Source organism: Cyanobacterium sp. Dongsha4 (assembly GCF_036345015.1).
In the GTDB taxonomy this organism is placed as follows: domain Bacteria; phylum Cyanobacteriota; class Cyanobacteriia; order Cyanobacteriales; family Cyanobacteriaceae; genus PCC-10605.
The window spans coordinates 3920801-3936099 of sequence record NZ_CP084098.1; the positions used below are offsets into that span (position 1 = coordinate 3920801).

Annotated in this window: 9 protein-coding genes and 2 pseudogenes; 3 read left to right on the forward strand and 8 right to left on the reverse strand. The window is 35.3% G+C overall.

The genetic code is table 11. The features are described from left to right. Positions 1-70 precede the first annotated feature (70 nt). Positions 71-2167, forward strand: coding sequence for a ComEC/Rec2 family competence protein (locus tag Dongsha4_RS17035; RefSeq protein WP_330203489.1), 2097 nt, complete (start codon positions 71-73; stop codon positions 2165-2167). Positions 2168-2297: 130 nt separating this feature from the next. Here Dongsha4_RS17035 and Dongsha4_RS17040 read toward each other — a convergent pair whose 3' ends face one another. Together Dongsha4_RS17040 and Dongsha4_RS17045 are read right to left on the reverse strand one after the other, a co-directional pair. Beyond that, the gene (locus Dongsha4_RS17040) at positions 2298-3383 is read right to left on the reverse strand and encodes a chemotaxis protein CheW (RefSeq protein WP_330203490.1); all 1086 of its coding nucleotides are present in this window, start codon (positions 3381-3383) and stop codon (positions 2298-2300) included. 324 nt (positions 3384-3707) lie between these two features. Beyond that, positions 3708-5297: a CheR family methyltransferase gene (locus Dongsha4_RS17045; protein ID WP_330203491.1), complete on the reverse strand. Its 1590-nt coding sequence runs from the start codon at positions 5295-5297 to the stop codon at positions 3708-3710. Between the two features lie 72 nt (positions 5298-5369). Here Dongsha4_RS17045 and Dongsha4_RS17050 point away from each other — a divergent pair, with 72 nt between their 5' ends. Beyond that, positions 5370-5813 (forward strand): DUF29 domain-containing protein, encoded by a 444-nt coding sequence (locus Dongsha4_RS17050; RefSeq protein WP_330203492.1) that lies wholly within the window; start codon positions 5370-5372, stop codon positions 5811-5813. A gap of 84 nt (positions 5814-5897) precedes the next feature. Here Dongsha4_RS17050 and cheB read toward each other — a convergent pair whose 3' ends face one another. The 6 genes and pseudogenes from cheB to Dongsha4_RS17080 form a co-directional block, all read right to left on the reverse strand. Further along, positions 5898-6983 carry a chemotaxis-specific protein-glutamate methyltransferase CheB gene (gene cheB / locus Dongsha4_RS17055; protein WP_330203493.1) on the reverse strand — a complete coding sequence of 362 codons (1086 nt, stop codon included), beginning with the start codon at positions 6981-6983 and terminating at the stop codon, positions 5898-5900. Positions 6984-7220: 237 nt separating this feature from the next. Next, entirely contained in the window at positions 7221-8669 is a 1449-nt protein-coding gene (locus Dongsha4_RS17060) for a methyl-accepting chemotaxis protein (protein WP_330203494.1), read from the reverse strand. Positions 8670-8799: 130 nt separating this feature from the next. Continuing rightward, positions 8800-11412 (reverse strand): hybrid sensor histidine kinase/response regulator, encoded by a 2613-nt coding sequence (locus tag Dongsha4_RS17065; RefSeq protein WP_330203495.1) that lies wholly within the window; start codon positions 11410-11412, stop codon positions 8800-8802. Positions 11413-11894: 482 nt separating this feature from the next. Continuing rightward, complete coding sequence (locus Dongsha4_RS17070) at positions 11895-13151, reverse strand: response regulator (RefSeq protein ID WP_330203496.1); 1257 nt, start codon at positions 13149-13151, stop codon at positions 11895-11897. Positions 13152-13542: 391 nt separating this feature from the next. Continuing rightward, positions 13543-13764 (reverse strand): annotated as a pseudogene (locus tag Dongsha4_RS17075) (IS1 family transposase); the annotation flags it as partial. A gap of 54 nt (positions 13765-13818) precedes the next feature. After that, positions 13819-14049: pseudogene (locus tag Dongsha4_RS17080) on the reverse strand (transposase); the annotation flags it as partial. 122 nt (positions 14050-14171) lie between these two features. Between Dongsha4_RS17080 and Dongsha4_RS17085 the strand changes: the two are divergent. Further along, the gene (locus Dongsha4_RS17085; protein WP_330203497.1) at positions 14172-15224 is read left to right on the forward strand and encodes an anthranilate phosphoribosyltransferase family protein; all 1053 of its coding nucleotides are present in this window, start codon (positions 14172-14174) and stop codon (positions 15222-15224) included. The last annotated feature ends 75 nt before the right edge of the window (positions 15225-15299 follow it).

Sequence of the window (15299 nt, forward strand, 5' to 3'; positions counted from 1 at the left end):
ATTGAGATTAATTAATAGCCTCTGCCTTCGTGGTGGGGGCTTAATTTTTATATGAAACTAAGATAGTCTTATGTTTTTTGATAATAAAACCTCTATTTACCTTTGTTTATTAGCTTTTATTTTCGGTTTATTATTAACAGGATATTTTAGTTTTTCACAAGGTTTTTATTTAGGTTTATTCTCTTTTATTTTTTTGTTTATTACTGGTGCTATCCTTAAGAATAAAAGATTTTTAATTATTGATTTACGTTATATTTTTATTATATTTTTGGTTTTTATCACAGGTTTTTACTATTATTATTTTCGGCTACCTTCTGTTAGTGATTTCGATATTAGTCATTATATTTCCCATTCTTTTTATAATCGGGTTGCAGTGGAAGGGGTAATTTTAACAACTCCAAGAGTTAATCAAAACCACAAATCAAGGTTTATTTTTCAGGCAAGAGAGTTAGTTAAGGAAAATAACGAAAGGGAAAAAGTCACGGGAAAAATTTATGTTACTTCTCCTTTGTTAGAGGTAAATGGTTTATTCCCTTCTACTGTGGTGATTTTAGAGGGAAATTTATATCAACCATCTCCGCCCTTGAATCCAGATGGTTTTAATTTTGCTGAGTATTTGCAGAGGCAAGGAGTTTTTTCAGGATTATCAGCAAATTCTGTCAATGTAGTTAAGGAGGGTAATCGCTGGAATGGGTTTTTATTTTGGATACGAAGGCGAATAATACAAACTCATGTTCGTTTTTTAAATATACCATCAGGTGGTTTAGTCAGTTCGATGGTGATGGGAAGTCGTGGTGTAGATTTAGATTGGCAGTTACAAGAGTCTTTTCGTTTGGCTGGTTTAGCTCATGTTTTAGCGGCATCTGGATTCCATGTTTCTTTGTTATTGGGGTTAATTTTAGCTGTTACTCAGTCTTTTTCCTCTCGCACTCGTTTTTTGATAGGGGGGCTAACTTTATTTATTTATGCTACTGTTACGGGTTTTTATCCCTCAATTCTTCGAGCTTGTTTGATGGGTTTTGGTGTTTTAGTAGCGATTGTTAATGAGAGAAAAGTGCGAGTTTCTGGTAGTCTTTTGTTAGTAGCCGTAATTTTGTTATTAATTAATCCTCTCTGGATTTTTGACTTAGGCTTTCAGCTCAGTTTTTTGGCTACTTTTGGATTAATTGTTAGTTTGCCTACTATTGTTCAAAAATTAGATTGGTTGCCTCCAACTTTTGCTAATCTTATTGCTGTGCCTTTGGCGGCAACTCTTTGGACTTTACCGCTTCAATTTTACTATTTTCACCGCTTCCCTCTCTATGGTATTTTGACTAATATTTTGTCAACTCCTCTGGTTATTATTATTACTTTAGGTGGAATTTTTACTGCTTTTATTGGTGTTTTTATCCCCATAGTCGGAAGTGCGATCGCATTTATTTTTTATCCTATAATTTGGCTCTTAATTAAATTAGTAGAAATTAGTAATCAACTACCTTTAAGCTCGATCGCAGTTGGGCAAATAAATATTTTCGTCTTAACTATTATTTATCTCATTTTCTTGGTAACTCTTTATATAAAACCGATCAATAAATATAAATATTTTTTGATTATTTTTACATTAATCTTGATAATTTTTCCCTTGATTTATCAAAAACTAACCTTGATACAAATAACAGTAATTGATAATCCATATCAACCGACAATAGTTATACAGAATAAAAGTAACACTGCTTTAATTAACTTAGGAGATAAAGATAATGTTTATTTTACAATACTACCTTTTTTAAGAAGTGAAGGTATTAATTCCTTAGAATTAGTTATTGATAATCGAAATCATGAATCATCAAATATTTTAACCAAATATTTATCCGTCAAAAATATTAATCAATTCCATCAAAACAAAATTAACTCTATTAAAATTATAGACATAAATCCCCATTATATTTATTTCACTCTCAAAAATAAGAGCTTTTTAGTTGTTCAAAAACAAATAGATAGTCTTAAACAATATAATAACTTTGATTATGTAATTGTAACAGCTAACAATGTTAGTTATGATTTCTTAGAAAATATTAATTTTCATTCAATAATCTCAAAAAATACAAAATTAAAAACAAATTTAGAAAATGTAAAAGTGTCACCTATAAATAATAATTTTATTCAATGGCAACTCAAAAACAAATGATAAAATTTTGATTCCCTGACTTCTCTTTGACTTTGTATCTTATAAGATAAGAAAAAAGTGAAATTACTTTTAGAAATTGATAACAATAATTAAGCTAAAATTTATCCTCATATTCTCATTCCCAATCGAATTAAACTGCCTCATCTACCAATAAATTGCCTCCTAAAATAACTTGATTTAGGTCGATAATGCCCAGCATTTTATCTTGATAAGGAATAACTCCCTGTAGATATTCTTGATTAACAGACTCATTGTCGGTGTTTTCTTCTAGTTTCAAATCATTGGGATTCATCATATAAATATCATTAACTGCATCAATGATAATCCCGACAACAACACCATCAACATTGACAATTACTGCCTGATTTTCTTCCTTTAAACCTGATGATTGTAAATTAAATTCTTCTCGAATATCAATCAAAGTGATAATTTCCCCTCTTAGGTTAAGATTGCCCAAAATAAATTTAGGTGTACAAGGAATGGGAGTATATTTTTTAAACTTAATAAATTCCTGTACTAAAGATAATTCGATACCAAAAAACTCTTGATTTAAGGTGAAAATAGAAATGGGTTTTAAGCCTGTAAAATCTTTTAATTTAGTTGATTCTCTGAGGTTATTTGCCCGTTTTTGTAATAATTTTCTCTCGTATTCACTAGCTTGAGGAAAAAATACGGTTTTTCTAATTACTTCTTTTTCTCCTTCAGTTAAAGTATCATTTTCAGGATTAGCGAGAGATTCTTCCTCAATTTCAAATAAGTCTAAATCAAGGGATAATTCCTGCGATTCTGTATATCTTAACAATTTTTGGGGATCTAATAATAGGATTAATTGATCCTCTTTTTGTACCACTCCTGAGATAAATTTTTCCTGTTTTAATTCCGTTAAAGTCACATCATAAGGCAATTCAGAAGTGATATTTCTTTCATCGATTAAACTAACTTCATGAACTTCATTAGCGATGATACCTAATTTTAATTTTTCATGGTTTAAAATCACTACATTATCATTGACATGATAGTCTATTTCTTCATAACCAAAACGCAAGTTTAAATCCATCACGGGGATAATTTCACCCCTCACATTTACCGCCCCAATTATGTCTTTTGGTGCTTCAGGAATCGATGCTAATTGAGGTAGGAAAAAAATCTCTTGGATGTTTTCCGCAGGTAAACCGTAGGTTAAGTTATTGTAGTTAAAAGTTAAATAGTAGCCCATAATTTTAGTTCTCCAAATATGTATTAAAAGAGTAAAAATTTAAACTTCAGTTCTCCCTTATTAAGGGTTAGATTGTTTGATTTTGTGAATTTGATTTAACTCAAAACCATAATTTTTAATCAATCTAGCCATTTTTTTGAGAAAATCCATTATGATCAAAAATTGTGATATTTTATGAATGTTGAGTTAAATTTATTTAACGTTCGCTGTTAGCAATGAAATTTATTTCATTGTGGGATAATTTTTGTGCAATAATTTTGGGGTTTTGGTGGGGATTGCTCACCCTACAAATTTTAATTTTTAATTCTTAATTTTAAAATAGGTTTACGCAGACGAAAGCCCTTGTAAATCTGAGATTAAATCCCCTACTTTTATATTATCTAATTCCTTAATTTCTTTATCTAATGGTAAGTTTTGTAAAATTTTTAATGCGGATTGTCTCATTTTTTCACTGCGTTTTAAATCGCCCTCCTGTTGATATAATGTGCTTAAGTTTAAGTAAGCCATAAAGGATGTTGGTTCGAGATAAATTACTTTTTTTAGGGCGTTTTTCGCTTCTTCTAAGTTACCGTTTTCCTCTTCTATTTGTGCTAATAATAAATAGGGTTTTGCTTGTAAATTATCTAGGCTAAAGGCTTTATGACACCATTGCTGGGCAGACTCATATTTCCCTAAATTTGCCTCTAATTCTGCCATTAAATAGGTGGCTTTAAAATGTTTAGGAAATTGTCTCAATACTTGTTCTAATTTTCTTTGAGCTAAATAATAAGACTTATGGCTTACTAATTGCTCAATTTCATGAAGAATCTCATTATCTTTATCTTTTTTTTCTGGTATTTTTTCTGTTTTTAACGGTTGTTGAATAGGATTATATTTTTTCTGGTTATTATTATTAAGGGATGGATTAAAAGTATAAGAATTGCTAGTATTATTATTGCTAAAAGAGTATTTTTGATTAATGGTAGTGGATAAATTTTGTTTGTCTTCGGTTTTGATGGTTGGTAATGGGGTTTGAGGTTTAAAGGATTGAGAAGGAGTGGTAGTGGCGGCGGCGTGAGAATATTGTCCGCTACGGCGTTGATATATGATAGACTCGGAAAATAATTTCGTTTGAAAGGCTTTTACTTGAGTATTGTTTAATTCGGCATGACCTGTGATTAAATATCCATTAGGCTTAAGGGTATTAAAGAATTTCTCTACAACTCGGTTAATGGCGTTTTCTGTGAAGTAGATAAAGACATTACGACAGATAATCAAATCCATGTCATTTAATTCTATTTCTAAATGGGGCATTTGATCCCTAACGAGGTTAACTTGTCTATATCTGACTAATTTGCGAATATCGTCATAAAGTTGGTAATATCCTGCACCGCTTTTGAAGTATTTTTCTTTGATGTCGTCTTCTACTTGGCGAAATGACCATGTATTGTATAATGCTTTTTTAGCCTGTGATAAAGACTCTCTATTAATATCTACCCCCAAAATTAAGATATTCCAATTTTCTATATCAGGGATTAATTCTTTGAGTAAAATGGCGATCGAATATGGTTCTTGCCCTGTAGAACATCCAGCACTACAAAAACGGAGGGATTTGATTCTTTGATTACGGCGAATTAAGTCGGGTAGGATGGTTTGTTTGAGGAGGGAAAATTGCCCTTTATCACGGAAAAAGTAACTTTCTCGGTTGGTAGTCAGACAGACGAATTTTTGCCATTCTTCTTCGGCTTCTGGGGTTTCGGAGATTAATAAGTCGTAGTAGCTTTGGGGAGTGAGAATTTTTAATTCTTTCATTCTACTGTAGATATTATCACCCATTGCCACATAATTTTGCGATCGAATCTCAATACCTGTTTGTTTTGCAATCAAAGTGATAAAGTCTTCTCTTAATCTCGGTGATAAGGTTTCTAATGTCATGGTTTTTTTCTCCGTGTTAAGAATCAATTGATTACAATAAAGGTTTAAGAATGCGTTGTTTGAGGCAGAAAAATGAGTTTAAGCAAAAACTTAGAGGATTTATATGAAATTGATGATAGTTTATGGTTAGAAAAAACTATTAATTTAATTAAGGAAAACCGTTGGCAAGATTTGGATAAATTACATTTAATTGAGGAATTAGAGGGCGTGGGTAAAAGAGATAAGTTAGCGGTTGCTAGTTTGTTAGAACAAGTGATTCGTCATCTTCTATTATTAGAATATTGGGATAATGAGTATGAAAGAAGTCATCGTCACTGGATGGCAGAAGTTAGGGCTTTTCGTCGTCAATTAAATAAGAATTTAACCACCAATTTACGCAATTTTTTGAGAGATAATTTGGATAGTATTTATCAAGATGCCCGTCAATATGTGCAAATAAAGTCGAATCTTGATGTTTTTCCTTTAGAATGTCCTTATTCTCTTGAGCAGTTGTTAGATGAGTCCGCCAACAATTAAAAGGTTTCAGGTTTCAGGTTTTAGAGAATTTCTTAATACTCATTACTCCTTTTAAGGAAGGGAGACGCTTCCCATCTTTCCACCTCAACCCATAACCAGTTTCAACAATCTAGGGGTTATTTCCGTTACTGGTAGTATGGTTTTAGCTCCACCCATCTTGATAGCCTCTTGGGGCATTCCAAAAACAACGCTAGTGGCTTCATCTTGGGCGATGGTGTATGCTCCTCTCTGTTTTAGGTCAAAAAGTCCTCTCGCTCCGTCTCGTCCCATACCTGTCATTAAAACCCCAATAGCAGACGATTTATAATAATCGGCAATGGTTTGGAATAATACAGTGGCGGAGGGGCAATGGCTATCGACGGGGATGTCATCACCGCAGTAGAATCGCCCTTGTTTATCGATTTTCAGATGGAGTCTGTCGGGGGGGAAGTAGATGTTGCCTACTTGAGGTCTTTCCCCTGTTTTGGCAATGACTATTTTCAGTTGACTATAGTTTTGTAACCAGTCTAAAAAGCCCTGTAAAAAGCCACTGCTGATATGTTGTACACAGAATATCGGTACTGGAAAATTACCTGGAATGCCCATTAATACTTGTTGAAAGGCTTGAGGTCCTCCTGTAGAAGCTGCGATCGCAACTGCTTGGATAGTTCGAGGAGAGGTGGCATTAGTCTCATTTTGATGTGGTGAAGGATTAAGATTAATGGGCTTAAAATTGGGATCTGTTAATCTTAAAGATGATCTAGCATTGTTATTACTACGCTTAGTGAATACCTTAACTCCGGCTAATATCCTTATTTTGGAAATTAATTTATCACGGATAGACTCATAATCCTCTAAAGTACCGCCCTTTGGTTTGGGGAAAACATCCACAGCACCTGCATTAAGGAGTTCAAAAACATTATTTTTATCTTCATCCTGCACACAGGCACTTATTACCAAAATGGGCTTAGGAGTGGTTTCCATCACCTTTTGAGTCAACTCTAAACCGTTCATTTTCGGCATCATCAAATCGGTACAGATAATATCTGGCTTGACTTTCGGGATTAACTCTAAAGCATCAACTCCGGTTCGTGCCGTACCTACCAAAGATAGATCATCAGCACTATCGATAATCCGCTTGAGGATAGTAACAGCAACGGGAGAATCTTCGACTAATAGCACTTTGATCATAATTTTTGGTAAGGTAATGTGAATCTGATTCTGCCAGTGAGAGTGGAGAGTGGGGAGTTTTTTTCAGTAGGGGAGTAGGGAGTGGGGAGAGAGAATCTAGTTATCTTTAGATGACACAACTGTTAATTGTCATTCCTCGTTACACTTGGAATCTCGGAGATATTTAGATTCTTCGCTGTCGCTCAGAATGACATTTTCAAAGAACCCCGAACCCCGAACTCCTAACCCCTAATTCAATTAAACCATCGCTTCCAATTCACGAGCAGTAACACTTAATTGAGAAGTACCAGCTTTGACTTGGGTTAAACCTGCGGCAGTTTCTTGCGCACCTTTGTTGATGCTATCCATTGCCTCTAATACTTGTTCAACGGCTTTACCTTGTTGACGAATATTGAGTACAATTTGTTGGTTGTTCATCGCAACGTTATTAATTGCCTCTAATACCCCTGCAAACGCATTGGCAGTGCTTTCAGTGATATTCATACCAGCGTTAACAGTTTTTGTGCCTTCGTCTGTTACCATAACGGTGGTGTTAATAGCGTTTTGAATGTCAGAAACGAGGTTGCTAATGTTAGCGGCGGATTGACGGCTTTGATCAGCTAATTTACGGATTTCTTCAGCAACTACGGCGAAGCCTTTACCATGTTCCCCTGCTCTGACTGCCTCAACGGAAGCATTAAGGGCTAACATATTGGTTTGTTGAGATAAATCGCTCACTAATGCCGAAATATTACCAATTTGGTTGGTTTGTTCCGATAAACGGACAATTTGATCTGCGATCGCAGCTACTTTATTTTTCAAGTCCACCATCGTAGCAACGGTTTCTTCAACGGATTGATTACCATTTTCAGCTAGTTGTAAAACTTCATTAGCCGCTTGAGAAGCTGATTTTGCTTGTTCTTCGGATTGGTGAGAAGAAGCTCTTAACTCATCCATTGTGGTGGTAGTCTCATTAACAGAAGCCGCTTGTAAACTGGCGGTGCGTTCTTGTTCTTCCATCGTAGTCGCAATTTCCGCAGAAGATGAGGTGATTTGAGTAACAGCTTTTTTGACTTGTTCAGCAATATCTTTGGAAATCATCGCACCAAGAACCAGAGTACCAATACTGCCACCAATTAAACCAACGAAAATGAGAATCCAAGACAAAGTAGTTGTAAAAGCATCTTTTTTGCGAATTTCGTCTAATATTTCTTCTTGACGGTTTTCTAATTCGCCAAAGGTTTCACTTAAAACACTCATTTCCATTTCACCGACTATTTGTTTTGCCTCTGCTATTTTTCCTGCTTGGGCTAGACTTAATACTTTTTCCCCTTCTGCTTGAAGTCTCTGTGCTTCATCTTTAAATGTTGCCCAGTGTTCCAGTTGTTTTTCATCTTTCATTTCTGCGTCAACTTCTTTTACTGCTGTCTCATAGACTTTAACGCCTTCTGCAAAAGATTCTTTATAGTGGGCTTCTGTGGGGAAAAGAACAGCACCTCTGGCGGTTCTCACCATTCGAGACACGCCTATATCAGCTCCATGTACGCCGATCATCACACGGTTAGCTCTGCCCCGATTTTCCGAAACATTTGCTTGTTGGAAAATACCCCAACCCATAAGAATGGCAAATAAGACCAAAACACCAAGGGGTGCAGAATAACCCAATAAAATGCGATCCTGTAATTTTTTTGCATTGAGAATACTCATAGTTTTGTCTCCGTTTTATGGTAAGTAATTAATTCATTAATTGTCATTTCGAGGGAGCGAATACAGGCAAGATGCCTATTCCACAGAATCTCAGATATACTTCGATGCTCTCGGCATGACATAGGTATTCTTAGACGAGGCGATCGAGGGTTTCGATTAACAACTCTTGGTTAAACTGTCCTTTGACGATGTAGGCGTTTGCCCCAGCTTGAGCTCCCTTGCGTTTGTCTTCTTCCGAAGCTAAGGAGGTGACGAGAATTAATGGAATTTCTCGATATTCTGCGTGTTGACGCACTTTAGCGGTAAACTCTAAACCGTTCATATTGGGCATTTCCACGTCAGAGATGATGGCATCCACATGGATTCCCGATCGCAGTTTGTTGTAACCTTCTGCACCGTCAACGGCGATGATTACCTCATAACCAGCTTTATCAAGGATGCGTTTTTCTTGGGTACGAACCGCAATGGAATCTTCCACCAGTAAGACAATGGGTTTTTGAACATTTTGTTCTTCCAACAGTTCATCTTCAAAGCTGACAAGGGTTTGAGTGGTTTTCTGTACCGATTTAATCAAGTCATGGGGATTAAGAATCATACACACATCCCCTGTACCGAGAATGGTTGCACCAATGACGTTACGCACCCGTTTGAGGAGTTTAGTTTGGGGTTTCATCACCACGTCTAACACTTCTTTGAGGGTTTCCACTTCAAAAGCGAGGGTTTGCCCATCGACATTGAGTAAAATGGCACTGATGTAACGTTGATTTTCCATCGCCCGTTGTCTTTGTTTTTGCACCGTTGTCGGGGATAAATCGGGTAATTCCAATAAATCCGCCATTTTCACGAGGGTAACGGGTTGATTATCCACTGTAATGGTGGGTTTACCTTCGAGGGTGTAAATTTCTTCGGGTTTAATTAATAGGGTTTTTTCAATGGCTTCTAGGGGTAAACCGTGAATCAATCCCTGCACTTCAAACAACATGACGTTTAGGGTTGCTACTGTGCTACGGAGTTGAACCCGAAAAACCGAGCCTTGATTAGGGGTAGAGTCAATGGAAATGTTACCTTTGAGTTTTTCCACATTGCTACGCACCACGTCTAAACCCACACCACGCCCAGAAATTTCTGTAACAAAGCTACGGGTTGAGAATCCGGGCAGGAAGATGAGCGATCGCACCTGTTGGGAGGACATTTGGGCTAACTCTTCCACCCGATAAAGTTTTTTCTTAATAGCGGTTTGTTTAATTTTTTCTACATCTAAACCTCTACCATCGTCGCCCACTTCAATGACGATATTACTACCACTGTTATAGGCTTTTAACCAGATTTTACCAACGGGATTTTTGCCTAATCTTTTTCTCTCATCAGGAAGTTCAAGGGCATGATCCACCGCATTGCGTAACAAGTGTAAGAGAGGATCTTTCATTTCCTCTAAAATTTGTTTGTCAACGGTAATCTCTCCCCCCTCCATCACAAATTCTACTTCTTTGTCCTGTTCCTGAGCCAAATCACGGACTAAACGAGGAAAAAGGAGAAAAATGGTAGAAAGAGGTAATAATCGCAGAGTACGGACTTTTTCGTCTAATTCCCGTGCAATTAAGTCTAAACGGGTGTTATTTTCCGCAATACTACTATCGAGATAAGGGATTAACTCGTCTAATTTTTCCGCAATATTACGACGGCGTAAGGTGTTAGTATTTTGGCTTTTCCAGTCTTGCCAGAGAAAGACGAGGTTTTTTAGTCTCTCATGGGTATGCGCTAAACGGGTTTTTGTTACCGTCAATTCCCCTGTGTGAGTCATCAAAGCATCAAGATAACGCATGGGTACTCGGATTGTATCCATGTCGCGATCGCTTTTTCTGCGTCCGAAATTCTTAACGGTTTTAACATCATCACTGGTTTCGCTTTTAACGTTAACTTCTTCTAACTCTTTGAGGGTTTGTTCGTAGTTAACTTCCGCCGATTCCCCAGTTAAGGCTTCATGGACTAACGCATCAATAACTTCGATACTGGTTTTTAAAGACTCTGCAACCTCTGGAAAACTAATTTTAGCCGCTTTTAAGGCTTCACAAACTTCTCGGAATTTATGGATTAAACTTTCTAGGGTTTCCTGCCCGACAAAACGGGAATCTAACTCAAAACTTTCCGATTCGCTTAATAATTCTTCCGTATAATTAGGATCTTGGGGATGTTCTTCTAATAAAGCAAGGCGCGATCGTAGTTTTTGTAAATGTTCTTGACTAGAAAGCTGATAAACCTCCCGCAAATCTTGGTCTTCAATAAACAGACGGAATTGCTTATGATAACTATGACCATTTCCATTACCGTTGCTATGACCATTTTGAGGGGGAGTTTGAGGCACATCAGGTAAAAACTCGTTTAACTGACTGATAATTTGGTCACTATTAACCCCACTAGGTTCATCGGTAACGGCTTCATGGACTAACTTACCCAATGCGCCAACGGTATTATACATCTTATCCCCTAACGCCTTCGACCATTGGAGATGATTGTTTTTCAGTCTGCCGAATAATTCTTCAAGACGATGGGAAATAGTTTCTACCGCTTTCACACCAATAACTCTCGAATCCCCTTTTAAACTGTGTGCCTCCCGTAAAAGAGTTGCTAATAACTCCGTATTTTGGGGATCATGTTCGAGGGTTAATAATCCTGTTTCAAGGTTGTCAACGTGTTCCTTCCCTGAAACCTGATAAATTTCTCTCAATTCTTGATCTTCGATCATGGCTTTTTTCTCATGATGAAATAATAACTAGGAATTTAAGAACTGCTCATGAGGATTTTACTTTCTCGTTTAAATCCCCCAACTTGGGTAGGGGATATTTTTTTGTCTTTGATGAACAAGTAAAATATAAAGACTCTTATGTGAGCTGTTCTGGCGATGTATTCAGAATAATAATTAACTAAAAAATTTCTTCTCTTACCCTATTAAATACTTACTTAAATATTTACAAATTTAGTTAAAATTTTTCCGAAAACAAACTAAATAAACTAAAAAATAAAATACTTTATCTCTCTTAATCTTTCTTAAAATCATGGAAATGAATTTATTAAGAAAAAATTAAAGTTTTAAATTTACTCCTATTTTTATGCTATGGAATCGATTATGTATAAAAGAAAAATCTCTATTTACACCTAACTTTATATTAGAACTTTTATTGATTTAGGATGTAAAAACTTAATGTTTTTTGACATTTTTCTTATGCTTTAAAATCCTGATGCACTCATTTGTACCTTATTTTTCTCGGCGGCACTTAGATGACGGTTAATCAAGTTAATTAGGGCTTGAGGTTCTGGAGGTTTATTAATGAAATCACTTGCCCCTACCAATTTAGCTTTAGCACGATCAATTGATCTATCTTGTGCGGTAAGAATAATAATGGGGGTTTTCTCAAACACGGGACTTTCTCTTAAGAATTTACACACACTATAACCATTAGCGTTAGGCATATTCAAATCCAAGAGAATTAAATCAGGTTTATGCTCTATTAATTGAGCAAATCCTGCCATTGGCTCATTAATACTTAATACCCCGAATCCTGCAGGTTGAAGAATTTTTTTGAGATTGAGAATAATAATTTGACTATCATCAATACAAGCTATTAAGTATTTATGGTTTTTGCTTGGATTTCCTTGTGGTGTTGTCTCTTCTGGCAAGGGTTGAGGTTTGACTTGTTCTTGATTTACACTAATTGGGGAAGGTATTTTTTCACTAACAAGATGTGTTGTTGCCTCTGCTTCCTCAATTTTGAGACTTAAATCTTTAAGGGATTGGAATTGAATAAGACCTTTATCTTCCCATGTTTTAAGAGATTTTGCGACGACTTCTGGGGATTGTTTTGATTTAAAGGCTATATCCCAGATCGTGAAATCACCGTTGAGATATTTTAGTTGTAAGGGATTTTTGATGGTATTTTTCCCTTTTTCCAAGAGGATTGGACTTAGTTGGGGTTTAATTGGTTTTAAATCATATTGAGACCATTTTTCTTTGATATGGTTAATTTGTGTGAGAATGGGGTGAATTTCTGGGGGTGCTAAACTCAGAAAATAAGAAAAAGTGGATTTTGCTTGTTCTTTTTCTTTCCATTGAAGATTAACTTTTGCTTCTAAGGCTAATTCGAGGAGACATTCTTTCGTCACAGTCGTGATTAAAGATTTTGCTTGATCTAATGAAATATGTCTTTTACTAACCCCCTGATAGAGAAAGTCACATTCCCAAGGTTGACTATTGAGTATTTTTTGGGGAAAATTCCATTCATGACATATTTGTGCGATCGCTCTTTTCCAATGTCTTGCTCTATGTTCTGAGTCAGTTATATACTGTACTCTTCCTGCTAATAGGAAGATCGTTTTTGTCCCTCCCTGAGAGGATAAAGTTAATTCTCCTGTTGCTTTTTGGTTATAAAGGCGATCGAGTTCTTGTTTCAGAGAAGGAACGAATGGTTCTGCTAAGATATTCGTCATGATAATTCATGCCTCAAATGATAGTTGATTTTCTGGGATAAATAAACCAAAAAAATCAAAAAATAGAGAATAACTGGTATTAAATTATGCTTAAGCTATTTATTTTTACGGAGATACTTACTCTTCATGTTGGTTCGAGTTAATTAGATTCAGATCTTAATTTTTAGACCAGAAATGAATTTTCCATAAAAAATTTTTTTCCACTTATACTCTCAATTTATAGTGTAGAATTTTTCTTGAAATCACATACATAAACTTAATCTTTCGTTTAATAATTTATTATTTCTTTATCTTCATTTTTCTTCATACTTTTATCTAAAAAATGAGCAAAAACCTAACATAAATTGATTAAAATATCAATCCTAAATGAGAGTTAATTAAAAAGAGAGCTTCAACTAAGTAATGTTAATCTTTGATTTATTAACGAATCGATCGTTCCATTTACTCTAAATTTTGCAAATAGTCCCATTGTTAAATCCACCATTTCTTTTGATTTTGATACTACTTTTGTTTTTCTATGAAAGCGAGCAAACCAATGACGATTATCCGAATTATTTCTTTCTATGGCTACAGTTTCCCTTTTTGTCATCACATGATCAGCATCTGGATGTTTACTTATTTTAGTTTGACGACAAGATGCTATTATTTCTAATCTTTGATCATTGACCTCATCATAATTCCATGTGGACTCTGTTAGAAAATGATGTAATTTATGATAAGTAATATCAAGATTATTATTGGCAATTTGAGTGATATTTTTTCTTTGAGAATCTCCTAATAAACCGCGCAAATAATTTCTAAACTCTCGTTTTTGTGCCTTTGTTTTTAAGACAGGATCTATTTTTTGACACCAGCGATTAAAACATGGGAGCATTGATGAAGAGGTGATTTCTTTCATTTTGACCTAAAAACACTATCATATAATAATTACAAGTCAATTCTTAACATCTTTTTGTCTAAGTACCGCTAATCCCCTAATCCCCAACTCCCAAATCTCCTAATAAATAAAAACAGACACCAATGAGTAGTGAATTTAGAGAATTATTAAAAAAAATCGGTAGTGGTACTCATACCCATAAAAATTTAACTCGTCAACAAGCAAGTTTAGCCTTAGAAATGATGTTGACAGGTAAAGCAACTCCTGCCCAAATTGGTGGTTTTATGATCGCCCACAGAATCAAACGCCCAACAGGAGAAGAATTAGCAGGAATGTTGGATGCTTACAGTCAGTTGGGGAATAAATTATCCGTCATTGATGAAAACAAAGAAGTAGTTGTCTTAGGTATTCCCTATGATGGTAGAACTCGCACTGCCCCTATTTCACCCATTACCAGTTTAATCTTATCTCTGATGGGAGTACCCGTATTAATGCACGGAGGAAAAAGAATGCCAACTAAATATGGGCTAACATTGGGAGAAATTTGGACTAATTTAGGCTTAAATATACAAAACACCAGTTTAGAACAAGTCCAAGCCTCATTAGCTCAAAAAAACTTTGGTTTCCTTTACTTACCTACTCACTTTCCCTTAGCAGATAACTTTGTTACTTACCGAGAAGAAATTGGGAAACGCCCCCCTATCGCTACCCTTGAATTAATTTGGCATCCCTACCAAGGAAAAAATCATATCATGGCGGGTTATGTGCATCCCCCCACAGAAAAAATGATTAGAGAGGCTTTAACTCTAACAGGAGTAAAAAAATTTACCCTAATTAAAGGTTTAGAGGGGAGTGGTGACTTAAAATTAGAACAAACAAATATTATTGCTATTGACGATCACGAATCAGAAGCAGGATTTAAGTATTTAAAATTGAATCCCTTACACTATGGCTTAAAAGGACATGATTATCCTCTCCATAGCGAACAGGAATACTTTGAACAATTAAGTAAAACCATCAAAGGAGAGATGACTCCCTTAACTCTAAGTAGTATTTGGAATGGGGGATTTTATCTATGGCGTTGCTCAGTGGTAGAAACTATAGAAATGGGATTAAGTAAGGCGGAAGAATTAATTATGAAGGGAGATTTACACAATCATTGTCATTCTCTTTCAGAAAACTTAAATTATGTTTAATTTAAGATACGGAGTAATTGATTAAAGAATTAATTTAAGCTAATGTTAGTTTGGTATTGATAGTAAAAAAATATT